This is a genomic window from Corynebacterium sp. CCM 9203 (assembly GCF_041357675.1).
Classification (GTDB): Bacteria; Actinomycetota; Actinomycetes; order Mycobacteriales; family Mycobacteriaceae; genus Corynebacterium.
Genome location: NZ_JAUERY010000002.1, coordinates 101,459 through 126,340, shown reverse-complemented (window position 1 = coordinate 126,340; position 24,882 = coordinate 101,459). Strand labels below are relative to the sequence as shown.

The window sequence follows — 24,882 nt, the reverse complement described above, 5'->3', positions numbered from 1 at the left end:
GGCTATAGTTATGCGTTGTGAGTAACCATCCCCGTGATCCCCTCCCCGCCGGTGGAAACCCGGAGGCGCATGCCGCGGGCATGCCTGTCGTAGCCGTCGTCGGTGACGGGCAGCTCGCCCGGATGATGCAGACCGCAGCCATTGAACTGGGCCAGTCCGTCCGGCTTCTGGCCGGTTCATCAGGGGCCTCGGCAGCCCAGGTCGCGGCAGACGTCGTCATCGGGGACTACACAGATCTGGATGCCCTGCGGGTCGTTGCTGAAGGGGCAAGTGTCGTCACCTTTGACCATGAGCATGTTCCTTCAGAGCACCTGCGCACGCTCATCGAGGCGGGTGTCAACGTTCAGCCGGGGCCAGGTGCCCTGGCACATGCACAGGACAAACTCGTTATGCGGGAACGGCTCCGGGAATTCGGCGCCCCTGTGCCGCCGTTCGCTCCGGTGGAGTCAGTGGCCGATGCCACGGACTTTTTCGCCGCCGTGGATTCCCGCGTGTGTCTGAAGGCGCGTCGCGGTGGATACGACGGCAAGGGGGTCTGGTTTCCTGGTACCCGGGAGGAGCTTATTCACCTGGTGAGTGGACTCCTCGGTCGAGGCGTACCGCTCATGGTGGAGGAGAAGGTGCGTCTGGACCGGGAACTCTCGGCGATGGTGGCGCGGACTCCCTCCGGGAGGACCGCAGCCTGGCCGGTGGTTGAGTCGGTCCAGACCTCGGGAGTGTGCACTGAAGCCGTTGCCCCAGCCCCAGATCTTCCGTCCGAGTTGGCGGCTGAGGCCGGAGAGCTGGCCGCACGGATAGCCACGGAACTCAATGTCACCGGGGTGCTGGCCGTGGAGCTCTTTCTCACTTGCGGTGATGTCGAGGAAAGCCCCCGGATTCTCGTCAATGAGCTCGCCATGCGCCCGCACAACACCGGACACTGGACTCAGGATGGTTCCCGGACAAGCCAGTTCGAGCAGCACATCCGTGCAGTCCTCGATCTTCCACTTGGTGCCACTGATCCGGTCGGGGGTACGACGGTCATGGCCAATGTCCTGGGGGCGGAGGAGGACCCGGCCCGGAACTTCCACGAGAGAATGGTTGAAGTATGGACGCGCTTTCCGGAGGCGAAGATCCACATGTACGGAAAGGGGTGGCGCCCCGGACGTAAGATCGGACACGTCAACATGACTGCGGTCACCGGCAGCGAAGGGGACGTGGCTGAACTGCGGAGGAAGGCACGGCTTGCCGCCCACTACCTTGTCCACGCAACCTGGGCTGACGGTTGGCTTCCCGACTGACAACAGCACACACCACCATCACCCAGTTCATGAAAGACGGTCATGTCCATCAACACCACACACAGCGCACGGAACGCCAGCCCCCTGGTGGGACTCATCATGGGATCCGACTCCGACTGGCCTACCGTGGAACCGGCGGCTCAAGTTCTCGCTGAATTCGGGGTTCCCTTCGAAGTCGGGGTTGTCTCCGCGCACCGCACGCCGGAGAGGATGCTTGATTATGCACGCTCGGCGCATACCCGGGGGTTGTCCTGCATCATCGCATGTGCAGGCGGTGCCGCACATCTCCCTGGAATGGTTGCAGCGGCGACGCCACTTCCCGTCATTGGTGTCCCGAGGGCGCTGGAGACTCTCGACGGCATGGATTCCCTACTGTCCATCGTCCAGATGCCGGCGGGGGTGCCCGTCGCCACCGTGAGCATCGGTGGAGCGAAGAACGCCGGACTTCTCGCAGTCCGGATCCTCGGAGCGGGAAACCCCGGATTGATCGAACGCATGGCGGATTACCAGGCCGAGATGCGTGACGCTGTCCTTGCCAAGGACGCGGCTCTGCGTGAGCGGTTGCTGGGACAGTGATCCCGCATGTAGCGGACGGTTGCCCGCCGCTGCCTATCGTCATTCTCGGATGCAGGCTCCGTGATGGCCGCCCCGGTCGGGCGCTTGAGCAGCGGCTCGTTGCTGCGCTCCCGGTGGTCCGGGAGCACACCGGTGCGCCGGTCGTGGTCACCGGGCTCGGTGAGGCCCCGGCCATGAGAGACTGGCTCGTGGACAAAGGAGTGGAACCGGCGCGGATCATCACCGAGGAACGGGCCACCTCAACGAACGAGAATCTGGAGAACACCCGCGAACTCCTGTCCGGGTGGCCGGACTGGATCGTGGTCACCAACGAGTTCCACATGCCCCGGGTGAAGCTCTGGGCGTGGCACCACGGGTTCCGCGTCCGGATCGTGGCCGCAAGGACCCCTCCGATGCGGATTCCCCACTTATGGACCCGTGAGGTGTTCGCGTTGCTGCATTCGGCGCTCCGAATCATCTGGCGGAGAATACGCCGCTGACGTCCGGCCGAAGGCACCGTCACCTCCGGCCGGACCTCCGTAGCCATACCGCTGAGAGGACGAGGACGAGGGCGAGGACCGCGGGCCACACCTCGGGTTCCGGGCGGGTGACGTTGATTACCGCCTGGAGCAGCGCTACCGCCGCGAAGAAGGACACGAAGCCCGTGCAGGTGTCGCGCTGCAGTTTACGTCGACGGGCCTCGGATGGGTCGGACCCGGAGGGACATGTGTTCACGAGAATCCCTTTCGGTGGGTGGTACCCAGATCAGGCCTTGACGCCGCCGGCGGTCAGGCCCGCGACGATACGACGCTGGAACACCAGCACCATGATCACCAGCGGGACGGTCACCAGAGCCCCGGCCGCCATGATTGAGGTATACGGGTATTCGAACGCTGAGGGGCCAGAGAAACGTGCGATGGCGACGGTGACGGGTTCGGTACCGGTGGTGGAGAGCTGCTTCGCCAGCATAAATTCGTTCCACGCCGCGATGAATGCGAGAATCGCTGTCGTGAACAGCGCGGGTGCCGCGAGCGGCAGGAGCACGAGCCTGAAGGCCTGCCCGCGGGAGGCACCGTCGACCCGTGCTGCTTCCTCCAGTTCCCACGGAAGCTGCTGGAAGAAGCTGACCAACGTGTAGATGGTCAACGGCAGCGCGAAGGAGATGTTCGGGATGATGAGTGCCCGGTAGGTGCCAATCCAACCCAGGTCACCGAACAGTTGGAACAGGGGGGTGACCAGCGCGATGCCGGGGAACATACTCGCCGCGAGGACCACACCGGTCACGATGCCCTTACCGCGGAAATCGAGACGGGCGAGTGCATAGGCGGCGAACACTCCGACGAGCACACTCGCCGCCGTGGTGACCAGTCCGATGATCAGTGAGTTCCCGATCGCCGCGAGGAAGTTGTTTCCCGCATCCGTCGCCAGAGCATTACGGAAGTTGTCGAGGGTGACGTGTGTGGGCCAAGGAGTGGTGTCGAAAGTCCAGTCTGAATCCCGGAGTGCGGTAACCAGCATCCAGTAGAAGGGTGCGAGTCCCCAGACAAGAATCGCCAGTACCCCGAGGTAGTTTCGGATGTTTTTCAGCATGCTGCGTCTCCTTCGGGGTGATTCCGGCGGGGGGCGGCTGTCTGCTGGCACCCACCCGGGGAGGCCAGGACGAGCGGGTTATCGGCAGGGGGAGCATCATCGACGGGGACGTGGACGGTGGCCGTCGACGCCCGGGAAGCACTGCGGATATCTGCACCGAGGAACCGGATCATCACGAACGCCACCGCGAAGATGAACAGGAAGATGAGGGTCGACAGCGCAGATGCTGAGTTGAAGTGGTTCTGTCTCATGTCCTCCACCACGAGCTGCGAGATCGTGGCAGTCGGGGAACTGGACGCCCCGGAGATCATGATTACTGGGAGATCGTACATGCGCAGTGCGTCGAGGGTACGAAACAGGACAGCCACCATCAGCGCCGGACGCACCAGCGGGAGGGTGATCCTGGTGAAGATTTGCCACCGGGAGGCACCGTCGACGCGTGCGGCCTCGTAGACGTCCTTCGGGATCATCTGCAGCCCGGCGAGGATGAGCAGCGCCATGAACGGAGTCGTCTTCCAGACATCCGCAAGAATGACCGCCATCCGGGCCGCCCACGGGTCGGTGGTCCACCGGATGTTGAGTCCGAGGACGGCGTTGACCACACCCTGGTCAGCGAAGATGAACTGCCATAATTTAGCGGTGACCGCAGTTGGGATCGCCCACGGGATCAGCACCGCAGCACGGAGCAGACCACGGCCGAAAAACTCCCGGTTCATCACTGTCGCCATCCACATGCCGAGGATGGTCTCCAGACTCACGGTGACCACGGCGAAAAAGAGGGTGATCCGGAGTGCAGGCCAGAAATCGGTGGACAGCACTCCCGGGGGACAGGTGCTGAACTCTCCTCCACCCGCAGGGCAGCGCTGTGTGAGCCAGTACAAGTAGTGCTGGAGTCCCGCGAAACCACCTTCGACGAAGAACCCTGTCGTCGGATCGAGGCCCTTGTCAGCCTGGAACGACAACCAGATGGCCCGGATGATGGGGTACCCGATGACGATGGCCAGCACGATTATCGTTGGTGCGATGAGCACGGCCGCGGAGCGGGTCTGCTTCAGCCTGGACATGGATCTCCTCGGTCCGGTGGGGTGGGAGGATCCGGCGATGATTCGTCCCGGACCCGGTGGAAGGTACCGCCTACAACATCTACCCGCCGGCTCCCGGACAAGTGATCTCTCCCGGATACTGGGGGTGCTGTGGGGGAAGGGAATGAGGGCCCCTTCCGGTACATCAGCGTACCGAAGGGACCCTCATCGTCGAGCTTCCGAAGTCGTGGCGTGCTGCGCTACCACGACCATGGATGGACTAACGGCTGGACTGCTCCATGGCCGCCTGCATGTCGGAAGCGGCGTCATCGACGCTCTTCTCACCCGTCAGTGCGGCATAGGAGTTGTCCTGGATCGCTTTGGAGATCGCCGGGTAGAAAGGGCTCACCGGGCGCGGGACCGCGTTCTCGAGCGAAACCTTCAGGGCCGGCATGTAGGGGAATTTCTCGATGAGATCCTTGTCATCGTAGATCGATGCGAGAACCGGCGGGAAGGACGCCTCGGCAAAGCTCATCTGGTTATCCTCGGAGATGATGAACTCGATGAAATCACGTGCTGTGTGCTTGTGCTCTGAGTAGGCCGAGATCGCGTTGTTGTAACCGCCGAGGGTGGAGACACCGACACCGTCCTTGGCGACCAGCGGTTGCACCTCGAACTCACCCTTGACAGCGGAGTTGTCCTTCTCCGCATTGCCGTACATGTAGGGCCAGTTGATGGCGAAGGCCGTACGTCCTTCGGTGAATGCGAGATTGGTCTCTTCCTCGGTAGCAGAGATCGAGTCCCCGGCGATAACGCCGTCATCGTAGGCGTCCACGAGGGCCTGCAGGCCTTCCTTGGCCTCATCAGAGTCGACGACGGGCTTCTCGTTGTCGTCGATGACGTGACCACCCCACCCCTCGATGAAACCGACCGTGTTCACTGTCAGGCCCTCGTACTTCTTGAGTTGTAGGGTCAGGCAGTCCTTGTCCTGCTCGGAGACCTTCTTGCAAGCTTCGGCGAGCTCCTCGAAGTTTTCCGGGGCCTCGGGGGCAAGGGACGTGTTGCGGAAGAGCAACTGACCGTTGGTGTTCTGCGGTACCGCGTACAGCTTGTTCACGTAGGTTGCGGAATCGACGGTGGACTGCAGTAGCCCGGAGGTGTCCACGGCCAGATCGCCTTCGAGTGGCTCCAGCCACTGGTTCGCGGCGAACTCGGCAGTCCAAATGACGTCGAGTGCCATGACGTCGTAGTCGGTGCTCTTCGCCTGCAGCGCCTGCTTGAGGGTGTCCGCCTGCTCATCAGCTTCACCGGCGAGTTCCTTCAGTGTGACCTTTTCGTCCGGATGCTCGGCGTTCCATTTCTCGATGATGGGCTTGAGCTTGTCGGTGTCGTTCTTACCCATCGCGAAGGTGATCGGGCCGCGGCCCTCCTTGTCGGAGGTCGCCTTCTTCGCCGCGGACGAAGCTGCAGAGCTGCCGGAGGTGACAGCGTCCCCGGCCTTTTCTGCCGCGTCATCTGAGGAGCAGGCTGTCAGGGCGCTGGTTGCGATAACTGCGGTCGCTGCGACGGCGGTGACGGCCCTGCGATTGAATCTGATCGTCATAAGGTGGATACCTCTCGTTCGGTGTTCCCCTCCAGTGCGGGCGTGCATCACGCTGAAGCAGCGTGGATGACCTGCGACACATGCCGGGGCGGTTGTGATCGACTATACCTTCGCTTTCGCCCGAATCGGGCGCGTTCGGCCTGTTCCATGCCGGATGTGGGGGGAGCCACACCGATGGGACAGGGGCAGGGAATCCGGATTCCCTGCCCCTGTCCGGTGATCCATCATCGCGGAACCCTGGCCTCGGCACTAGCCGTGGAGATTCCCGGAGGTGATTCCCCGCTGGAGGCGCTGCCCGTTCTCAGCGTCGAACCAGTGGGCGTGAGTCATGTCCAGACTGAGCCGGACATGGTCTCCGCGAGCGGGCACAGCCACGGCACCCAACCGGGAGACCACGGTCACATCCGGTGCGTCGACCCGGTGCGAATAGAGGTAGGACTCAGCCCCCAGTTCTTCGACGAGATCCACGACGACGTCGAGCACCGGTTCGGAATCCGTGGTGGAAGGGGCGTCCGCGAGAACATGAACGTGCTCTGGCCGGATACCCAGAATCACCCGGCCGAATTCGGGATCATCCGCAGTGATGAGATTCATGGAGGGCGAACCGATGAAGCTTGCGACGAATGCGTTGACGGGGCGTTCGTAAAGCTCCCTCGGCGGCGCGACCTGCTGGAGGACCCCGTCCTTGAGCACCGCGACCCGGTCCCCCATTGTCATCGCTTCTACCTGGTCGTGTGTGACGTAGACCGTCGTGGTTCCGAGTCGTCGCTGCAGTGCGGCCAGCTCGGTTCGTGTCTGCACACGGAGTTTCGCGTCGAGATTCGAGAGCGGTTCATCCATCAAGAAGACACTGGGCTTCCGAACGATGGCCCGGCCCATGGCGACACGCTGACGCTGACCACCGGAAAGATCTTTGGGCTTACGGTCGAGGAAGGGGATGAGTCCGAGCAGCTCGGCGGCCTCCCGCACCTTGGCTTTGATCTCGGCTTTGGGCAGTTTCGATAGTTTCAAGGAGAAGCCCATGTTCTCCGCGACACTCATGTGCGGATAGAGCGCGTAGTTCTGGAACACCATCGCAATGTCCCGGTCTGCGGGCTCTTCCCGGGTGACATCGCGTCCGTCGATGATGATGCTGCCGCTCTCGACGTCCTCCAACCCGGCGAGTGCCCGGAGGGTCGTCGATTTGCCGCAACCGGAGGGACCCACGAGAACGAGAAACTCCCCGTCCCCGATCTCCAGGTCGAATCCGTCGACGGACGGATGCTCGGCGCCGGGGTATCGGATGGTGACATTGTCGAAGTGAACGGTAGCCATGGGGAGAATCTATCAGCGGTCCGGGAACTTCACCGGTGGGTCACCCGTTCGGCGGTGGCAATGGCATCGAGTCGGATGGAATCAACTGGACCGCTGACCACCACGACAGAGCCACCGGCTGCGAGTGGGGCGAGAACCCCAGAGGTGAAACCCTTGTCATCGCTCCATCCTGTGATCAGCGTCCGCGCCCCTGTCGGGGGGCGGGGCACAGCGGAATCGACGAGAGCGTTGAGGGTCTTTGTCGGGTACGGGAACTGATCGCCGTAGAACCGGACCACCGGACCGAAGTCGACGATGCCGTCGGGAACGGTACCGCCACATTCCTCGACACCGCGTCCGAAAGGATCATCCGTGACCACGGCGACGTCACCGGTGAAGGTGCCGTCCGCTCGGTCTGGAGAAGTGAACAGTACCTCGGCGGAGGGATCGGGGCCGATCGTGTAGCCGATCCCAGAAGCCAGGGCCCCGAGGACCACCGCCACTGCCTGCCAACCAGCCGGCAGGTCGACGGCGATACGGGAGCCGGGCTGCAGATCAAACTCCTCGTAGAGCATGTTCCCGACCTTCGCCGCCCAGTTGTCGAGGGTCTGTGCGGAGAAATCCAGACGGGCGCCGGTGGTCTCGTTGTAGACGGTCAGGCGGGGCACCCCGGGGTCAGCGGCTAACAGGTCTCGGAGCAGGTCCATGCCATAAGGGTAGGCGAAAGCCGTCGGCTCGGTTCTAGTTGACGCACCGAGGTCCGTCGCCACCCGCATCGATGACTGGTGCAGCGGGGGCACTGTCCGGACCTGGCTGGCCGACGGTGGTTCCGTCCTGGGGTGAGGAACCGTCGACGGGTTCATCACCCACTGGTCCGGACCAGTCTGCGGCAACCGCGATGACGGCCTCTCCATTGACCAGTGACGAGGACTCGGTGATCTCGAGACCACCGAGTTGCTGCGCCAGGAGCACGATGGCCGGGTCTGTCGCGTTCGCCGCGATGAGCACACTCTCCGGGTAGAGACCGTCGGGTGCGTTACTGACTTCCCCGATCCGGTAGCCGAGTTCGTTCACCGCACCGGCGACCCTGCCAGCCTTCCCCGTGATCGTGGTCGCATTGAGGACGTGGACATCCAGTTCCGGCACCGGCTTTCGGTCCTCGCCGGGATCGGTGGGGGCTGAGGACGAGCCTGCCCTGCCCTCTTCGTCTCCCAGGAGCGTGTCGAAGAAGTCGTGGACTGACTCGACATCGACGGTGACGACAGACTCACCGTAGTCGCCGACACCGTCAATTGAAGTCACCGGAATCGTCGTGAACTGGACCCGGCCTCCGGCGAGGTTCTGGAGCTGATTGGCGAAACTCATCACGTCCCAGTCCTCATCGATGATCACGGAACGGCTGACCGCTTCCCCGAGCTGGGTCAGGGTTCTGGGGTTGGAAAGAGTTCTACTGCTCAACACGTTGTTGACCAATGACGCCATGTAGGACTGCTGGCGGACGATCCGGTCCAGGTCGCCGCGGGGAAGGCCATGGCGCTGTCGAACGAAGGACAGGGCGTCGGGTCCGGAGAGCTTCTGTCGGCCCGCGGGGAAGTCGGCACCGGAGAATTCGTCGTAGACCGCTTCGTTGAGGCAGACCTCGACTCCGCCGACGGCGTCGGTGAGTAGGACGAATCCGAGCAGTCCCACCTCCGCGTAGTGGTCGACGGTGATGCCGGTGAGATCTGCGACTGAATTGATCAGTGCCTTACGGCCGGCCTCCTTGGACTGTTCCTCGAGACTGTTTTCGTCGGTGACCCCGCGGTTGATGAGTTCTTCCTTACGCTGGGCCTTGTAGGCGCCGTAGACACCGTTGATCTTGGTGTTTCCCATCTCATCGTCGTGGATGTAGGTGTCGCGGGGAATTGAGATTGCGGTGGCTGAGGAACCATCGTTGGGGACGCGGATGACCATGATGGTGTCAGTGTTGTCATTGGCTTCATCGCCTGCCCGGAGCATCGCGATCTCCTCCGGGGTCAGGGGGTTGCCCTGTGCGTCTGAGCGGGAGTCGGATCCAACGAGCAGGATATCGGTGGCTCCGTCGAGTTGTTCCCCCTTCCTGACCTTGGTGCCGCCACCGAGATTCAGGTTACTTGCGCCGGTGACCGTGTTCCCGAGCCTTCCCACGGTGGCATAGCCCAGCCCGGATACGGTGAGGACGGCGACCGACATCAGGGCGAGCAGAAGTCGCAGTGGTCGGGGACCGGTCTGCCGGAGTTCCGGGACAGGAGACGGTGGAGGCTGGATGTCGCGTACCGGGCGGTACTGGTCGGTCACGGGCAAGCTCCAACTGCATCGGCGAAAAAGGTTTTAATGGGCGGAGGGGAAACCGGAGCACCGGGCACCACCCGTCGACGTGGAGTGCACGTCGTCGTCAGAGAAGGAGTCTATGTCATGGACGTTGTCGTCACCGGAAGCAACGGACAGGTTGCTTCCGCGCTGAAGCTCACTGTTCCGGACGGAATGCGGGTCACCTGGCTCGACAGGGAGGGGCTGGACGTCACCTCGGCGGACACTGTCGGTTCTTCGGAGGTGTTGGGTGCGGCCGACGTCGTGATCAACACAGCGGCCTTCACCGACGTGGATGCAGCGGAGGACCCGCGGCGACGCTCAACGGTGGAGGCGCTCAACGTGCGTGCCCCGGAGCTACTGGCGCGCCGGTGCGCGGGTGCGGGGAGTAGGCTTATCCACATCAGCACTGATTACGTCTTCGGTGCATCCGGGGTGCCGGGGGGAGAGCCACTGCGTGTCGACGCCCCGACCGTCCCGGACAGTGTCTACGGCAAGACCAAACGTGCCGGGGAGATGGCGATCGAGCAGATCGTCGAGCACACCGACCTCCGGGCGACGGTGGTGCGTACCGCCTGGGTGTACTCCGGTGCCCTGCTTCCGGGGCACCGTGACTTCGTGGGGACGATGCTGAGGCTCGCCGCGGGGGATGGGCCTATCCGTGTGGTGGACGACCAGGTGGGGAGTCCCACGTACGCCATCGACCTGGCCCGTGGATTGTGGCGGCTCGCCGCCGACGACGCTGACCCGGGGGGAGTGCTCCACGCTGCGGGGGAAGGTTACACGAGTTGGTTCGGCCTGGCGCGTCGGGTGTTCGCGGCGGTGGGCGAGGACCCGGATCGCGTGCACCCATGCACCAGCGCGGAGTATCCCCGCCCGGCCCCCCGGCCGTCGTGGTCGGTCCTCGACACCGGCGACTGGTGTGCACGAGGTTATGGGGAACTGCCGGAGTGGCGCTCCGGAGTCGACAGGGCCGTAGGCGCTAGACTCTGACCCCGTGAACCTCCCTCTTCCCGTCGTTACCGTGACCTATTCGCCTGGGCGGCACCTGGGCGCTTTCCTGCGTTCGGTGCCTGCGGCGAGTTCGCGGGATCTGCATATCATCCTCGCCGACAACGGTTCGACGGATGGGGTGCCGGAGAAGGCCGCTGAAGAGTGGGGAAACGTCGAGCTGGTCCGTACCGGGGGGAACCTCGGGTACGGCAGCGCGATCAACGTTGCCGCCCGAATATTGCGGGATCGCCGTGAGGCGGGCAAGGTCGACCCTGAGTTTCTGTTGGTGGTCAACCCGGATGTCACCTTCGACCCGGGGAGTATCGATGAGCTGCTGGACTGCGCGGGCAGGCATCCACAGGCGGGTTCAGTCGGACCCAAGATCCGGCAACCCGATGGCGGGACGTATCCGTCGGCGCGCGCTGTGCCCACGTTGCGTAACGGTATCGGGCATGCGTTATTTTCCGGTTTCTGGCCGGGAAATCCCTGGACCGCGGCGTACCGGGCGGACGCGGACATGGATACCGAGCGTCCCGCGGGCTGGCTCTCCGGCTCCTGTCTGTTGTTGCGGTGGGAGGCCTTCGATGAAATCGGCGGATTCGATGAGCGTTACTTCATGTACATGGAGGACGTTGATCTGGGTGATCGGCTCGGGCGGTCGGGTTGGGAGAACATCTACTGTCCCACCGCCCAGATTGAGCATGACCAGGGACATTCCGCTGGTGCACATCTCGGGCTCATGCTTCCCGCGCACCACGATAGTGCCTACCGTTTTCAGGCTGACCGACACCCCTCGTGGTGGATGGCACCACTCCGCGTTGTTCTGTGGCTCGGGTTGAAGATGCGTGCAGTGGTGGTTCTCGGGATGTCCGGGAAGCTACCACGACTCCGTTGACGGGTTCCACGAAACAACGGGGAAGGTGCGGTACTGTCAGCCGGAGAACCGATCGGAAGAAAGAGATCAGATGACTGACCCGCACCAGCTCGCCAGGCACACCGACGCCGTTATCCTCGTCGGAGGCAAGGGGACCAGGCTCAGGCCGTTGACGGTGTCCACACCAAAACCCATGCTCCCGACAGCCAATGTGCCCTTTCTCGCGCACCTGCTCGGTCGGATCCGGGCGGCGGGTATCACCCATGTGGTGATGGGGACGTCTTTCCGCGCGGAGGTGTTCGAGAACCACTTCGGCGACGGCGCAGAGATGGGGCTGGAGATTGAGTATGTCGTAGAGGAGACCGCACGGGGTACGGGTGGGGCGATCCGGAACGTCTACGACCGGTTGCGGAACGACACGGTCATGGTGTTCAACGGTGATGTTCTCGGAGGTACCGATCTGGGATCGATTCTTCATACCCACGCTACGAAGGACGCTGATCTGACCATGCACCTGGTGCGGGTCGCGGATCCCAGGGCCTATGGTTGTGTGACCACCGACGGTGACGGGCGGGTACGGAACTTCCTGGAGAAGACCGAGGATCCGCCGACGGACCAGATCAACGCCGGGTGTTATGTGTTCCGGCGCGAGTTGATCGAGCAGATTCCTGAAGGGCGGAATATATCGGTGGAACGGGAGACGTTCCCGCGGCTCCTCGAGGAGGGGTGCCGGGTGTTCGCACACGTTGACAATGCCTACTGGCGGGATATGGGTACGCCCCATGATTTCGTGCGGGGCTCCAGTGACCTGGTCCGGGGTATCGCACCTTCTCCTCTGCTTGAGGGACGGACCGGGGAGTCTCTCGTCCACGAGTCAGCCGGGGTGAAGGACGGCGTGCTCCTGCTCGGTGGAACATCGGTCGGGCGTGGAACTGAGATCGGTGCCGGTTGTCGCCTGGACGATACGGTCGTCTTCGATGGTGTCACTATCGAGCCGGGGGCGATCATCAAGAATTCGATCATTGCCTCGGGTGTGCACATCGGCCCGAACGCGCGAATCTTCGACGCTGTGATCGGTGAAGGGGCGCAGATCGGAGCACGCTGTGAGTTCCGCCATGGGATGCGGGTCTGGCCCGGTGTCGTCGTACCGGACAGTGGGATCAGGTTCTCCTCGGACGCGTGAGGGGTGGGCTTTCGCCGCTTCGGGCCTGGAAGGTGTCCTAACATCTTTCAGGCCTTTTCTGTGGTTGCGACACGCCGCGGTGCACGCCACTTGCGGTTTGTCAGGTGTGGAGCTACTACATGTGGCGCCCCCTCACTTTACCCCCAGTATCTGCTCGCTGTGACGTGTGTGATTGGTGTGGTTTGCTTCCTGCGTAAATGCACCTGCGGGTAGAGATAGAGCCTGAGTGGGTTGACGATATCTAGGGGTGCGTGTGTAATCACACGTATGTAACCGGCGGGTACCGGACGAGTTCCGTGCCCTATCTGGAAGATTCAAAGGCGCGCCTTCCGGGGTGTGTGGGCATCGGTGTCATCGGTGTCATTTTGGTCAGTGTCAGTGCCGTCCGTGTCTATCAGTGAGAGGGGAGCGTCCATGGGGGATTATGCGTCCGACGCGCCACTCCGCAGTGTGGACGGTGGTGGTGATGCTGCAGCGCACCGTTCTTCCGGCTCTTCCGTTAGGGGTGTGAACCTGCCCTTGGATGCATTGTTCGGTGCGGTCGAACAGGAGTGGCAGGAGCAGGCACTCTGCGCCGAAACTGACCCGGAGGCGTTTTTTCCGGACAAGGGAGGCTCAACGCGGGAGGCTAAGCGGATCTGTCAGGCGTGCGGGGTCAGGGATGAATGCCTGGAGTACGCGCTGGAAAATGATGAGCGTTTCGGTATTTGGGGTGGGCTCTCCGAACGTGAGCGTCGGCGTCTGAAGAAACAGCTCGGTTAGTCATTCCTCCTCATTTTCCCGTTTCGTGGCTGTTCCAGCGGAGTCGCCGGATTCTCGTGTTCTGAAGTGTCAGTCATGGAACCCCGGGTCAATATCAGTCGGATCCATGTTCAGGTGGGCGGCCACCAGTTGCGTGAGTACCCTGCGCAACAGTTCGGTGCGTTCAATGACTCCGGTGCAGCGTTGTTCCACGGGTTTCCGGAATATGACTATTCGCGCTCGCGTGGGATGCCCCTGTGAATCCACTCCGGCGGGGATCACCCGTCCGAGTGGAACTGGCCCGTCAGCGGCGATCTCCTCGGGGAAAACAGTCAGGTCAGGTCGGAGCCTCATGCGCGGAATGGTGTCCACGGCCACATCAAGATTGAGGAGCTGCTCAGGGTAGGCGTCGAGCAGTGGGGTGTAGGCGTCCACGACGGCGGCATCGAAACGTTGACTGACGCTTCGGTGTCGTGGGGTCCCGGGCGGGATCAGGGGGCCGCGGATGCCATGGCCCCTCCGGTCACGAGACGACTGGACTGGCATGTGCTCAGCGTAATACGTGGTGCGGATCTTCCCGGTGGGGCGCGCCGGGAGGACGTACTACCTAAACCTCAACCAAGGGTCTAGACTTTGTGTCTGTGAGCCAATTTCGACGCTGTTCCCGCCCGGGCTGCGGTAAACCCGCCGTGGCCACCCTGACCTACGCCTACGCGGAGTCGACGGCGGTGATCGGGCCGCTTGCACCGAACAGTGAGCCCCACAGTTGGGATCTTTGTGCCCATCATGCGGGATCCATTACCGCTCCTCTCGGGTGGGAACTCCTCCGGTTCAATCACATTCACCCCGAGTTCGGGGAAGACGATGACCTCACTGCGCTTGCCGAGGCGGTCCGGGAGGCAGGGCGTTCCACCTCCGGTCTCGTTCCTGATCCTGGTGAACCCGGTTCTGGAGAGGATCTGGAGAGGCACCCGGCGCGTCGCATGCCCCGGATTCGTGCGGCTCGGCAGCGTCGTCGTTCGCATCTGCACATCGTGCCGGACCCTGATGAGGGGAATTCTGACGTCCCCGGCTCCAGTGAAAGTTGAGCGCACTTCCCGAACCCCGGATCTGTCGGCTACGGATGTGGGAAAGGGTTGACCCGTTCCATGCCCTCCGATTGCGGAGTGAGACCGCTCACGTGGGTTTGTTACTGCGGGATGACCCGTTCGGGCGGCGGGTATGATCGGGCGGAACGAAAAACGGAACGGATTAGAAAAACCGGATATGCGGAACCACGTGCTCGTGGGGTCGCTCCGTTTTGTGCCGCACCCTCAAAGGAGAACCTGTACATGCGTACCCGTGAATCGGTAGACGCCGTCATCAAGGCCTACGACATCCGAGGCGTCGTCGGGGACGGAATCGATGCCGATTTCGTCCGTGACACCGGCGCGGCCTTCGCCCGCCTCATGCGAGGGGAAGGGGCGACGGTGGTCGCCGTCGGCCATGACATGCGTGATTCCTCCCCGGAACTCGCGCGGGCATTCGCCCGCGGAGTAACCGAGCAGGGACTCGATGTGGAGCTGCTCGGGTTGACCTCGACGGATGAGCTCTACTATGTCTCCGGTAGTCGAGATTGTCCCGGGGCGATGTTCACCGCCAGCCATAACCCCGCGAAGTACAACGGGATCAAACTGTGCCGTTCGGGTGCGCGCCCGGTCGGTCAGTCATCCGGGTTGGGCGTCATCGCCGATGACCTCGTAGCGGGGGTTGAGGAGTTTCCGGGTGATGCAGGTTCCGTCACCGAGAACGACGTTCTAGCGGACTACGGTGCTTTTCTCCGATCGTTGGTCGATCTCACCGGGATACGTCCGCTCACGGTCGCGGTGGATGCCGGAAACGGGATGGGTGGACTCACTGTTCCTGCCGTGTTCGAAGGTCTTCCGATTGAGATTCGTCCACTCTATTTCGAGCTCGACGGCTCCTTCCCCAACCACGAGGCGAACCCTCTTGAACCGGCCAATCTCCGGGATCTGCAGCAGTTCGTCATCGACACCGGTGCCGACGTCGGGCTTGCTCTCGACGGCGATGCTGATCGTTGCTTCGTCATCGATGAGAAGGGACAACCGGTGAGCCCGTCAGCGGTGTGTGCGATCGTCGCGGAACGGTACCTGGAGAAACACCCCGGAGCTGCGATCATCCACAACCTCATCACTTCCAGGGCGGTCCCGGAGATCATCGGGGAGAATGGCGGACGCGCCGTGCGGACCCGTGTCGGGCACTCCTTCATCAAGGCCACCATGGCGGAGGAGAACGCAGTGTTTGGTGGTGAACACTCCGCGCACTACTACTTCACTGAATTCTTCAACGCTGATTCCGGTCTCCTCGCCGCAATGCACGTTCTCGCGGCTCTTGGTCAACAGGATGCTCCAATGAGTGAGATGATGGCCCGGTACAATCGTTATGCGGCATCCGGGGAGCTGAACTCCCGGTTGGACAGTGCTGCAGCGCAGACCGAGCGAACCGAAGCTGTCATCGCTGCATTCGCGGACCGTACCGAGAACATCGATCACCTTGACGGTGTCACCGTGGAATTACGGGACACCCCGGCCTGGTTCAATCTGCGGGGATCCAACACGGAGCCGCTTCTACGCCTGAACGTCGAGGCTCCTACGGCTGCTGAGGTGGATGCTCTGACGGAGGAGATTCTAGGTATCATCCGGGCCTAGCACGGAGTCCCCGAGAGGACCTCTGCCGCAATTTCACCGTTCCGCGCTACCCTGGAGTTTTGAACCGAAGCGGTATGCACCGCCCGTTAGGGTGACCCGATACCGGGATGCTCCGGGGGTGGCAGCTCCTCCGGAGGCGCTGTCTTCGTACCGAGGAAGGATCTCTGCGGCATGGTGGACGATACCCACGGCAACGGTTGGGTCGATGGATCGGGGTATGACGGTGATGCCGTCAGATTCTTTGACGTCGCCCATGAGGGTGCTCAGGTGAGATGTGTGGCCGGATTCATTGCGGAGGGGGCACTTGGTGATCTCGCGGGAATCCGGCCCCGCAGCCTAATCATCGTCGCGGGAGACACCCTGTCAGCCCGCGCCGCGCAGCTCGCGGTCGCTCTGCGCTCTCCACTGCGCCAGCCGATGGTAGTGGCGGATGTGCTGCCCTCCTATGCTGGACCTCTTGATGTGGTGATCATTGCCTCGGGGCGCGCGGATTCCCCGGAGTGTGCCCGCGCGATGTCGGCGGCGGTGAGTCGCGGATGCGTGACCGTCCTCATCGGTCCCTCGCGTGGGCCGCTCACCGAAGACGCCCCTGCCCGGGTTGTGGTTGTCCCGGAACCACCGACCGTTCAGGCGACATCCCCTGCGAGGGTTGCAGCGACCGTTGACGCCGTTCTGGATCTACTGGAGCAGGATCGGACGCTTGTTGTGGATTCCCTGGAGCGCGTCGCCGATGAGATCGACACGGAGTTGATGTCCGTGAGACCTGAACGTGATGAGCTGGTTAACCCCGCCAGGAGACTGCGGGACAGCGTCGAGGGGCGACGGATCATCCACTCTGCGGAACATCCGGTCGGGATGGCGGTCGCATCCGTTGTCGCTTCGATCTGGGATGTGGCGGGACTTCCGGGGGCCGTGATTTCTCGGCCTGAACTGGGCATGGCTCTACCTGCGCTACGACCGTCGACAGTGGATCTGTTCTATGACCCGCATCTTGACGACGCCCCTGCGGTGCTATCCTTGAGGATCGTCATCTGGGCCGCTGACGACACGCAGCTACCGGATGCGGTCGCTCAGGGGTGCGGGGATCCCGCGCCCGGGCGGCTCGCGGGCGCACTGCGCCTTACCACCCGCGGCTGGGCCGCATCCATTTACCGCGCCACCGAATGAGGACGTGACTTCAGAAACATGCATCTGTTGACAGGGACGATCCGTGCCTATCCGTGGGGATCCCGTACGGCCATCGCGGAACTCCGGGGGCTGCCGACACCGTCGGCTCGGCCCGAGGCGGAACTGTGGTTCGGGTCGCATCCCGGTGGTTCCTCCACGGTGGGGGACACACCGTTGATCGACATCATCGCGGTGGACCCCGAGTCCGCTCTGGGGCCGAGGGTCTGCGCCCAGTACGACGGTAGGCTGCCGTTCCTGATGAAGATTCTCGCCGCCGCGGAACCACTGTCCCTTCAGGCGCATCCGTCTCTGGAGCAAGCTAGGGAGGGCTGCGCCAGAGAAGACGCTGCGGGTTTGTCTCGGACCGCGAATAACCGCAACTACCGGGATGACAATCACAAACCCGAGTTGATCGTCGCGCTCACAGATTTTGAGGCGCTGGCAGGATTCCGTCCGCTCAACGAGACGGTGCGGGTCTTCGATGCCATAGCCTGTCCCGAACTTGCGCGGTACCTCACCATGCTGGACACTGACCCGGAGCATGAGGAAACGAACCTCCGGGCATTGTTCACCACGTGGATCACCATTCCGGCGGCCACGCGGTTAGCTCTCATTGAGAGCGTCACCCGCTGTATCCGATCGGCCCTGGATCGAGGGGACAGTGAAGCGTGGATCCTCGACGTACTGCGGAACATCCTGGCGCTGAATGAACGCTACCCCGGTGACGTCGGTGTTCTGGGTGCGCTCCTGCTGAACAAGATCAATCTGAAACCGGGGCAGGCGGTATTCCTCGATGCAGGCCAATTGCACGCGTATGTTGCCGGGATGGGCGTCGAGATCATGGCGAACTCCGACAATGTGCTACGTGGTGGTCTCACCTCGAAGCATGTTGACGTTCCCGAACTGGTCAGAGTGCTCACTTTCCGGGCGTTGGCGAAACCACTGGTGGACAGTGAAGCGGACGGCGAGTCAACCCACTATCCGGTTCCCACCGCCGAGTTCGATCTGACGCGGTTCGACCTTCGTCCCGGATCGTCGACGGTCCTGGAACATGACGGCCCAGTTATCGCGCTCTGCACTGCGGGCCAGGTCACGGCGAGTCATGGTGTCGAGGATGAACCTCTCATTCTGGCTCCCGGCTCCGCTCTCTGGGTTCCCGCCTCAGACAGTGCGGTCACGGTGTCTGCTCCGGAGGGGGCGCAGTTGTTCGTGGCGAAGGCGTAGATGTCGGAGTGACCGTTCCGGGGGTGATTCGGATGACGCTGCTCTCCTGTGCTGTCGAGGTTGCGGGCGTCGGTGTCCCGTCTGATTGCTGAACTGACGTATCCGCCTCCGTGTCTGGCTCTTTCCCCGGCAGAACCAACGGTGGCTCAGGGGGTTCGATTGCAGGAGGGTCGACATCATCCGGAGCACCGGGGTCGGCAGTACTGCTTTCGGTGGGGTCGGTGTCCACCGCCGGTGTTGAGGACGGTGGATCAGTCTGCTCTTCAGAGGCGTCCTCAGATGTAGCGGTGGGCTGCTGTTCCGTCGTGGACGGCCTACCGGGGGTAGGGGACGGTTGCGCAGGGGTGGTGGACAGGTCTCTGGTTGGCGCAGGCTCGGCGGAGGGGCGGAAGGTCATGGTCGGCTGCGCTGTACGGGTAACACCGACCCCGGATTCCGGAATGAAGGCGTTCGGAGGCAGTAGGGGGTCAGATCGGTCGACGATGACTCGATTTGTGCCGGGGGTACGCGCCTCGACGGGGCCTTCCCGAGGATCTGTGGCGGGTGGTGAAACGGGTGCGACCTGTGTTTGTGATGCCGTTGTCGGAAGCGGTTCCGCAGCCTCTGGTGTGGTGGTTGCAGAACCCCGTGCAGTTGTGGCTAAGGTGGGGGCTGGAGCCGTTGAACGCCAGACTCCGAAGCCGATAGCGGTGGCGGTGAGACAACCGATGGCGGCGAAGGTGAGGGTCTTCCCCATCTCTCGTCTCATCGCATTCTCCTCGGAAAACCTGTCCATCGCTCGGAGAACCAGGTCTGTCGCCGGGTGGAAACCGCAGGTGGCGGCTCTATGACAGTAAAAACACTAGCATGGTGCCCGGTCCGGGAACCCCGGTCAAGGGTGTTGTTGCCCTCGAGAGAGCAGGAGAAGTCCACATGGGTGTATGGGATAACAAGATCCTCAACGATCCGGCAAACACGGACTTTCTGGATGAGTTGGCCACCCTCGACGGTGATGACATCGTCGAGGCGGTGGCGGATTCCTGCAAGTTGTTGCTGGGGGATCCGCACGTCACGGACGACGATCGGTTGAACGGACAGTGCGCTGCCACGATCGCTGCGATCTGGGCCGGTGCCCCGTACTCCGCCGGTGATGTGGTCGAGGAGTACCCGTTCATCCGGGAGCTCATTGGGCGAGGGGATGAATCGCTCTACGATGACGCCACCGCGATCCTCGAGGAGGTCGATGAGGAGTACGACACTGAGCCCTATATCGAGGCGCTCGGCGTTGTTGCCTGATCCGGGCCACCATTTCCATGATCGTCAGTATTGAAGGTATCGACGGGGCAGGAAAGAACACCCTTGTCACGGAGCTCCGACGCCGGACGGTGGCGAAGGTCCTGTGTTTCCCACGTTATGACAGTTCAGTGCCTGCACGCCTGGCTGCCCGGGCACTGCACGGGGAGATGGGGGATCTCACGGACAGCATCAGCGGAATGGCAACGCTGTTCGCCCTCGACAGATTCGGCGCCAGGGATATTTTGGATGGGTTTCAAGGGGGGCCAGAGCTGCTTCTGCTCGACCGTTATGTGGCGAGTAATGCGGCTTATTCTGCTGCCCGGGCCGATGATTTCTCACAGTGTGCGTGGATCGCTGAACTGGAGTTTGGGGATCTGGGTCTGCCGGTTCCCGATCTGCAGGTGTTGCTGGACACCTCGGTGGACATCGCCGCCACGCGGGCGGCTTCGAGGGAGGCTGCGGACAGTTCCCGTACGCGCGACCGGTACGAGTCCGATCGTGGTCTGCAGGAGCGGACATTGTCCGTCTACCGTCGGCTCGCGGAGGAATCGTGGTATGGGCCCTGGCTCATCGTTTCACCCCGGGATACAGGCGAAGCTGCGCGGTTGGTGCTCGATGCGCTTGCCACCATCCGAGGTTCGGGTGAGGGCACCGGAAGCCGTAAAACAGACGTGACGGGTAAGCCTGGGTAGTATCTGGGGAGTGAACCGCGCGGCACCATCGTAGGTTGGGTACTTTCCCGTATCCCGGGGCCGCCGCAGGACAACCCCGGACACAGACGTGAAGTAGGACAGATGAACGCCAAGATTCTGGTGGTCGATGACGACCCCGCCATCTCAGAGATGCTCACCATCGTTCTCCAAGCCGAGGGTTTCGATACCGTCGCGGTCATGGATGGTACGAAGGCGGTGGCTGCAGCGGAGCGGGAGCAACCGGATCTGATTCTCCTGGATCTCATGCTTCCCGGTATGAACGGCATCGATATCTGCCGGATCATCCGGAAGAAATCCACGGTGCCTATCGTGATGTTGACGGCGAAGACGGACACCGTCGACGTTGTCCTGGGGCTGGAGTCCGGAGCGGATGACTACGTCAACAAGCCCTTCAAACCGAAGGAGCTGGTCGCCCGGATCCGTGCGCGTCTTCGTCGTATCGACGATGAACCGGGTGAAGTGCTTGAAGTCGGTGATCTCACAATCGATGTTCCCGGGCACATGGTGAAACGTGGAACCGAGGAGATTCAGCTCACTCCACTCGAATTCGATCTTCTCCTGCAGCTTTCGCGTCGGCCTCGTCAGGTGTTCACCCGGGAGGAACTCCTGGAGAAGGTATGGGGGTACCGGCATGCATCTGATACCCGCCTCGTCAATGTGCACGTTCAGAGGCTTCGGGCGAAAATCGAGAAGGATCCCGAGAATCCGCAGATCGTACTGACGGTTCGTGGCGTTGGGTACAAAACAGGAGCCGGAGACTAGCGGCACCGTATCAGGTGCTGGTGGACGGGAACATGAGGGAGCGGGACAGTTCTAGAAAGACAACTCACGGGTGTGCGGAAGCGGCTCACGGAGGCGTGGCGTACCTCGCTCCAGGTTCGGGTCATCGGTTCGATTTTGGCCGCGTCAGCAGCGGTGGTGTTGATTCTCGGGCTCGCGATGGTGAGCATCGTCGCCCAGCGGCTGATCGAGTCCAAACTGTCGATAGCCACGTCCGAGATTGACCGCGCCCGGGGAATCGTCGAACAGCAGGTGGCGGCGACGGACACCTCGAATTCGACGCAGGTGCGTATCAACTCCGCCCGCGCGGCGTTGACCAATCGGGGTGCGGGTGCGACTGCGGAGTCCGTGGCGGTGTTCGAACCCGTCCTCGTCGTCACGGAGAACGGGAACGTCATGGCGACATCTCCGGAGGCGTACCGAATACCTGACCGGCTCCGGACCTTCGTCTCGGAAGGGCAGATCTCCTACCAGTACGCCACGATCGACCGGGCCGATGGTTCGGTGTACAAGGCACTCATCATCGGGACACCGACTGAGTCGGATATCCCAGGTCTGCAGCTTTATCTGGTTCTTCCCCTTGAGAACGAGGAGGCGACGCTCGCTCTCATGCGGGGGCTGCTCTCATTCGGCGGAGTGGTTCTCATTCTGCTCCTCGTCGGTATCGCGTGGTTGCTGACCCAACAGGTCACAGCGCCGGTACGGTCCGCGTCCCGGATCGCGCAGCGTTTCGCTGCCGGGCACCTGCGGGAACGGATGCGTGTGGACGGTGAGGATGAGATGGCGCGATTGGCCATGAGTTTCAATGCCATGGCGGAATCCCTGTCGAAGCAGATCCGTCAGCTTGAGGAGTACGGGAACCTCCAGCGACAGTTCACGTCTGATGTTTCCCACGAGTTGCGCACGCCGTTGACGACGGTGCGTATGGCAGCCGACATGATCGCGGATAGGGCGGATGAGCTTGATCCCTACACTCGGCGTGCCGCAGAACTGATGGTTCGGGAGCTTGATAGGTTCGAGTCCCTCCTCACGGACCTGCTGGAGATCTCCCGGCATGATGCCGGGGTGGCGGATCTTTCTGAGGAACGTATCGATCTGCGGACGTGTGTCGCTGCAGCGTGGCAGCAGGTGCAGCATCTCGCGGAAGAACTCGGGGTCGACGTCACCTTCGATCACCCCTCCACTCCGGTTGCACTCGTGGGGGATTCCCGCCGGATCGAAAGGATCCTGCGAAACCTCCTGGCAAACGCAGTGGACCATTCGGAGGGTAATCCCGTCCATGTCCGTATCGGCACCGGAGATAATGTGGTAGCGGTCACTGTCACAGATCACGGCGTCGGACTGAAACCAGGACAGGAGGCTCTTGTGTTCAACCGTTTCTGGCGGGCTGATCCGTCGAGGGTCCGGCATTCCGGTGGAACCGGGCTCGGCTTGGCGATCTCCCACGAGGACGCGGTGCTCCACGGAGGGGCGCTGGAAGCGATTGGCGAGATCGGCGTGGGGTCCTGCTTCAGGCTCACCCTTCCCATGACCCCGGGATCTGTCTGGGTCGGTGATCCTCCACTGCCATTGTCCGTTGAGGACGACACGGATCCGCCGGGTCTGCCCGATGACGTCCAGGAACAGGCTCTGCCGCAACCGGAGCCTACAGTTGGTGTCTTTCCCCCGATACCGGATACCGATGGCGAGGATGAGCGCAGTTGATGAACCGACGCCTACGTTCGTTGTGTGCCCTGCTGATGGTCCCGACTGTGCTTTCCGGATGCACGAGTCTCCCCGGGGATTCCGCTCCGCAGGCGATCCGTTCCTTCGAGAGAACCCATCCGAACGGGGATGAACTCGCTCCGGTTCCAGGCCAGGAGCCGGACCTCCTGCTTCGGGGATTCTTCACTGCCGCGGGAAACCCGGCCCAGAAACATCAGGCGGCGAGAGTGTTTCTCACTGAATCGATGGCCACCAACTGGGACGATACCGCGGCAACCCTAATCCTTGATCGTATCGATCTCAACGCTGAGCCGGGGGCGACGAATCAGTCGATCTCCTACAAGGTTCGTGGAACCGTCGTCGGAACCCTGGGGGCGGGTGGCGTCTATACCCCGGAGAACGGTGAGTATGAGGCCACGATGGAACTGGAGCGGGTGAACGGTGAGTGGCGGATCTCATCTCTTCCACCGGGAGTGGTTCTTGAACGGACGGAACTCCGCAATAAGTTCAGTCCCTACGAATTGTTTTTCTTCGCCCCGACCGGAAAATTCCTGGTGCGCGACCGGCGATGGGTGTACAACGGGCAGGCATCGCTGGATACCGCCCTGCTTTCCCTCCTCATGGAGGGACCGCAGCATGATCTGGCTCCCGGTGTAGTCAATGAGATTCCACCGGAGGCTGTGTTCACCGGAATGGAGGGTGGAGTCTACCGTTTCACCGGATTCGGTGACCTCGACATCGATCAGCGTCACAGGTTCGCGGCGCAGGTCGTCTGGACCCTCGCTCATGCGGGCACCCGCGGCCCCTACCGAGTTGAACTTGACGGAACTCCGGTTGATCCGGTGCACGAGGCACTCACGGTGGAGGATGTTGCGGAGTTCAATCCCAATGCGTTTGCCGGTGCGATCAGTCCGCTCTACGCGTTGAATGAGGGATCGCTATTCCTCGTCGATGGGGCGACGTCGCGGCCTGTCGCAGGCCCGCTGGGTGAGGCGGGCACCATCGCGTCCGCGGAGATCTCGTCATCCGGCGGGGTGGTCGCGGTCGTGGAAACCCGGAAAAGTACGGGCGAACCGGGAGCGGACGGTGACACGGATTCGGTGCCGGCGCCGGTGGCCGGTCTGGGCAGATCACGGCTTCTGCTGGGGCCGGTCGGGGGCCAGACCACGGAGGTGCTCACGGCTGGGACGCTGACACAGCCGAGCTTCGAGTACGAGGCCACCGCCCTGTGGACCGTCCTGGACGGGCGAACCATCGCTCGTGTCGCACGTTCGACGTCCACGGGGGAGCTCTCCCAGGTGGAGGTTGCAGCCGGGGTACTTGATGAACCTGACAACGGGGGTCCCGATCAGCTCATCTCTGTTCTCCGTCTCTCCCCGGATGGCGTGAGGGTCGCGATGATCCGCAACGGCAGGGTGTGGGTGGGAACGGTCGCCCGGCCCGCGCCGGGAGAGCGAAAGATCGTGCGGCCCGTGGAGATCGCACCGGCCATCGGCGATACGGCACTCGCCCTCTCATGGCAGCCGGATGGTTCGTTGTTGGTCGGTACCTCCTCACCGGACACACCTGTCTGGCGGGTCGAGGTTGACGGTTCTGCGGTGACTTCTCTGCCGACCGGTAACCTCACTGCTCCGGTCGTTGCGGTCGCAGCATCCTCGAACACCCTTTATGTGACTGACGCTCATGCGATGCTCCAGCTCCCGTCGTCGACACCGTCTGCAGCGTTCTGGCGTGAAGTTCCGGCGCTCCAGGGAACTCGCGCGGTGCCTGTGGTCGCGGACTAGAGGAATCCGAGCTGGGGTGTGTCCGTGTTTGAACTTCTGCTCCCGAGGCGGTGTGTCGGTTGTGG

25 protein-coding genes are annotated in these 24,882 nt (G+C 62.7%); 17 read left to right on the top strand and 8 right to left on the bottom strand.

Features of this window, described 5'->3' with window-relative positions; all coding sequences use genetic code 11:
• Window positions 1-17: 17 nt before the first annotated feature.
• From QWU44_RS03915 to QWU44_RS03905, 3 genes are read left to right on the top strand one after another with little or no spacing between them, the layout of a single operon-like run.
• Window positions 18-1,280, top strand: a complete 1,263-nt coding sequence (locus QWU44_RS03915) for a 5-(carboxyamino)imidazole ribonucleotide synthase (protein WP_370914416.1) — start codon at window positions 18-20, stop codon at window positions 1,278-1,280.
• Window positions 1,281-1,322: 42 nt separating this feature from the next.
• The gene (gene purE, locus QWU44_RS03910) at window positions 1,323-1,856 is read left to right on the top strand and encodes a 5-(carboxyamino)imidazole ribonucleotide mutase (RefSeq protein WP_370914415.1); all 534 of its coding nucleotides are present in this window, start codon (window positions 1,323-1,325) and stop codon (window positions 1,854-1,856) included.
• Window positions 1,853-2,335, top strand: coding sequence for a YdcF family protein (locus QWU44_RS03905; protein WP_370914414.1), 483 nt, complete (start codon window positions 1,853-1,855; stop codon window positions 2,333-2,335). The genes purE and QWU44_RS03905 overlap by 4 nt, the downstream gene beginning before the upstream one ends.
• 19 nt (window positions 2,336-2,354) lie before the next feature.
• Here QWU44_RS03905 and QWU44_RS03900 read toward each other — a convergent pair whose 3' ends face one another.
• From QWU44_RS03900 to QWU44_RS03870, 7 genes are all read right to left on the bottom strand, one after another.
• A complete protein-coding gene (locus QWU44_RS03900; protein WP_370914413.1) occupies window positions 2,355-2,570 on the bottom strand; it encodes a hypothetical protein in 216 nt (71 codons plus the stop codon).
• Window positions 2,571-2,600: 30 nt separating this feature from the next.
• The gene (locus QWU44_RS03895; protein ID WP_370914412.1) at window positions 2,601-3,425 is read right to left on the bottom strand and encodes a carbohydrate ABC transporter permease; all 825 of its coding nucleotides are present in this window, start codon (window positions 3,423-3,425) and stop codon (window positions 2,601-2,603) included.
• On the bottom strand, window positions 3,419-4,489 hold the full coding sequence (locus QWU44_RS03890) for a carbohydrate ABC transporter permease (protein WP_370914411.1): 1,071 nt from the start codon (window positions 4,487-4,489) through the stop codon (window positions 3,419-3,421). The genes QWU44_RS03895 and QWU44_RS03890 overlap by 7 nt, the downstream gene beginning before the upstream one ends.
• Before the next feature lie 238 nt (window positions 4,490-4,727).
• Window positions 4,728-6,050, bottom strand: coding sequence for an ABC transporter substrate-binding protein (locus tag QWU44_RS03885; RefSeq protein ID WP_370914410.1), 1,323 nt, complete (start codon window positions 6,048-6,050; stop codon window positions 4,728-4,730).
• A gap of 249 nt (window positions 6,051-6,299) precedes the next feature.
• Window positions 6,300-7,364 (bottom strand): ABC transporter ATP-binding protein, encoded by a 1,065-nt coding sequence (locus tag QWU44_RS03880; protein WP_370914409.1) that lies wholly within the window; start codon window positions 7,362-7,364, stop codon window positions 6,300-6,302.
• A gap of 29 nt (window positions 7,365-7,393) precedes the next feature.
• Window positions 7,394-8,050 carry a TIGR03089 family protein gene (locus QWU44_RS03875; protein ID WP_370914408.1) on the bottom strand — a complete coding sequence of 219 codons (657 nt, stop codon included), beginning with the start codon at window positions 8,048-8,050 and terminating at the stop codon, window positions 7,394-7,396.
• 34 nt (window positions 8,051-8,084) lie between these two features.
• Window positions 8,085-9,659: an LCP family protein gene (locus tag QWU44_RS03870; protein ID WP_370914407.1), complete on the bottom strand. Its 1,575-nt coding sequence runs from the start codon at window positions 9,657-9,659 to the stop codon at window positions 8,085-8,087.
• Window positions 9,660-9,695: 36 nt separating this feature from the next.
• Here QWU44_RS03870 and rfbD point away from each other — a divergent pair, with 36 nt between their 5' ends.
• From rfbD to QWU44_RS03850, 4 genes are all read left to right on the top strand, one after another.
• Window positions 9,696-10,664, top strand: coding sequence for a dTDP-4-dehydrorhamnose reductase (gene rfbD / locus QWU44_RS03865; RefSeq protein ID WP_370914406.1), 969 nt, complete (start codon window positions 9,696-9,698; stop codon window positions 10,662-10,664).
• Window positions 10,665-10,668: 4 nt separating this feature from the next.
• Window positions 10,669-11,559 carry a glycosyltransferase family 2 protein gene (locus QWU44_RS03860; protein WP_370914405.1) on the top strand — a complete coding sequence of 297 codons (891 nt, stop codon included), beginning with the start codon at window positions 10,669-10,671 and terminating at the stop codon, window positions 11,557-11,559.
• A gap of 70 nt (window positions 11,560-11,629) precedes the next feature.
• Window positions 11,630-12,721: a sugar phosphate nucleotidyltransferase gene (locus QWU44_RS03855; protein ID WP_370914404.1), complete on the top strand. Its 1,092-nt coding sequence runs from the start codon at window positions 11,630-11,632 to the stop codon at window positions 12,719-12,721.
• Window positions 12,722-13,135: 414 nt separating this feature from the next.
• On the top strand, window positions 13,136-13,483 hold the full coding sequence (locus QWU44_RS03850) for a WhiB family transcriptional regulator (RefSeq protein WP_370914403.1): 348 nt from the start codon (window positions 13,136-13,138) through the stop codon (window positions 13,481-13,483).
• Window positions 13,484-13,552: 69 nt separating this feature from the next.
• On the opposite strand, the gene QWU44_RS03845 is transcribed toward QWU44_RS03850, so the two are convergent.
• Window positions 13,553-14,008 carry a metallopeptidase family protein gene (locus QWU44_RS03845; protein WP_370914402.1) on the bottom strand — a complete coding sequence of 152 codons (456 nt, stop codon included), beginning with the start codon at window positions 14,006-14,008 and terminating at the stop codon, window positions 13,553-13,555.
• Between the two features lie 95 nt (window positions 14,009-14,103).
• Between QWU44_RS03845 and QWU44_RS03840 the strand changes: the two genes are divergently transcribed.
• The 10 genes from QWU44_RS03840 to lpqB all read left to right on the top strand — a co-directional run bounded on the left by QWU44_RS03840 (window position 14,104) and on the right by lpqB (window position 24,817).
• Window positions 14,104-14,550: a DUF3499 domain-containing protein gene (locus QWU44_RS03840; protein WP_370914401.1), complete on the top strand. Its 447-nt coding sequence runs from the start codon at window positions 14,104-14,106 to the stop codon at window positions 14,548-14,550.
• A 243-nt stretch (window positions 14,551-14,793) separates the two neighbouring features.
• Window positions 14,794-16,170 carry a phosphomannomutase/phosphoglucomutase gene (locus QWU44_RS03835; RefSeq protein ID WP_370914400.1) on the top strand — a complete coding sequence of 459 codons (1,377 nt, stop codon included), beginning with the start codon at window positions 14,794-14,796 and terminating at the stop codon, window positions 16,168-16,170.
• A gap of 171 nt (window positions 16,171-16,341) precedes the next feature.
• The gene (locus QWU44_RS03830) at window positions 16,342-17,337 is read left to right on the top strand and encodes a hypothetical protein (RefSeq protein WP_370914399.1); all 996 of its coding nucleotides are present in this window, start codon (window positions 16,342-16,344) and stop codon (window positions 17,335-17,337) included.
• Between the two features lie 18 nt (window positions 17,338-17,355).
• Window positions 17,356-18,561: a mannose-6-phosphate isomerase, class I gene (gene manA, locus QWU44_RS03825; RefSeq protein WP_370914398.1), complete on the top strand. Its 1,206-nt coding sequence runs from the start codon at window positions 17,356-17,358 to the stop codon at window positions 18,559-18,561.
• A 221-nt stretch (window positions 18,562-18,782) separates the two neighbouring features.
• The gene (locus QWU44_RS03820; RefSeq protein ID WP_370914397.1) at window positions 18,783-19,391 is read left to right on the top strand and encodes a hypothetical protein; all 609 of its coding nucleotides are present in this window, start codon (window positions 18,783-18,785) and stop codon (window positions 19,389-19,391) included.
• Window positions 19,392-19,473: 82 nt separating this feature from the next.
• Window positions 19,474-19,836 carry a hypothetical protein gene (locus QWU44_RS03815; protein WP_370914396.1) on the top strand — a complete coding sequence of 121 codons (363 nt, stop codon included), beginning with the start codon at window positions 19,474-19,476 and terminating at the stop codon, window positions 19,834-19,836.
• Window positions 19,837-19,853: 17 nt separating this feature from the next.
• Window positions 19,854-20,528: a dTMP kinase gene (locus QWU44_RS03810; protein WP_370914395.1), complete on the top strand. Its 675-nt coding sequence runs from the start codon at window positions 19,854-19,856 to the stop codon at window positions 20,526-20,528.
• A gap of 102 nt (window positions 20,529-20,630) precedes the next feature.
• Window positions 20,631-21,311 (top strand): MtrAB system response regulator MtrA, encoded by a 681-nt coding sequence (mtrA, locus tag QWU44_RS03805; protein WP_370914394.1) that lies wholly within the window; start codon window positions 20,631-20,633, stop codon window positions 21,309-21,311.
• Between the two features lie 72 nt (window positions 21,312-21,383).
• Window positions 21,384-23,033: an MtrAB system histidine kinase MtrB gene (mtrB, locus tag QWU44_RS03800; protein ID WP_370914393.1), complete on the top strand. Its 1,650-nt coding sequence runs from the start codon at window positions 21,384-21,386 to the stop codon at window positions 23,031-23,033.
• Entirely contained in the window at window positions 23,033-24,817 is a 1,785-nt protein-coding gene (lpqB, locus tag QWU44_RS03795; protein ID WP_370914392.1) for an MtrAB system accessory lipoprotein LpqB, read from the top strand. The genes mtrB and lpqB overlap by 1 nt, the downstream gene beginning before the upstream one ends.
• The last annotated feature ends 65 nt before the right edge of the window (window positions 24,818-24,882 follow it).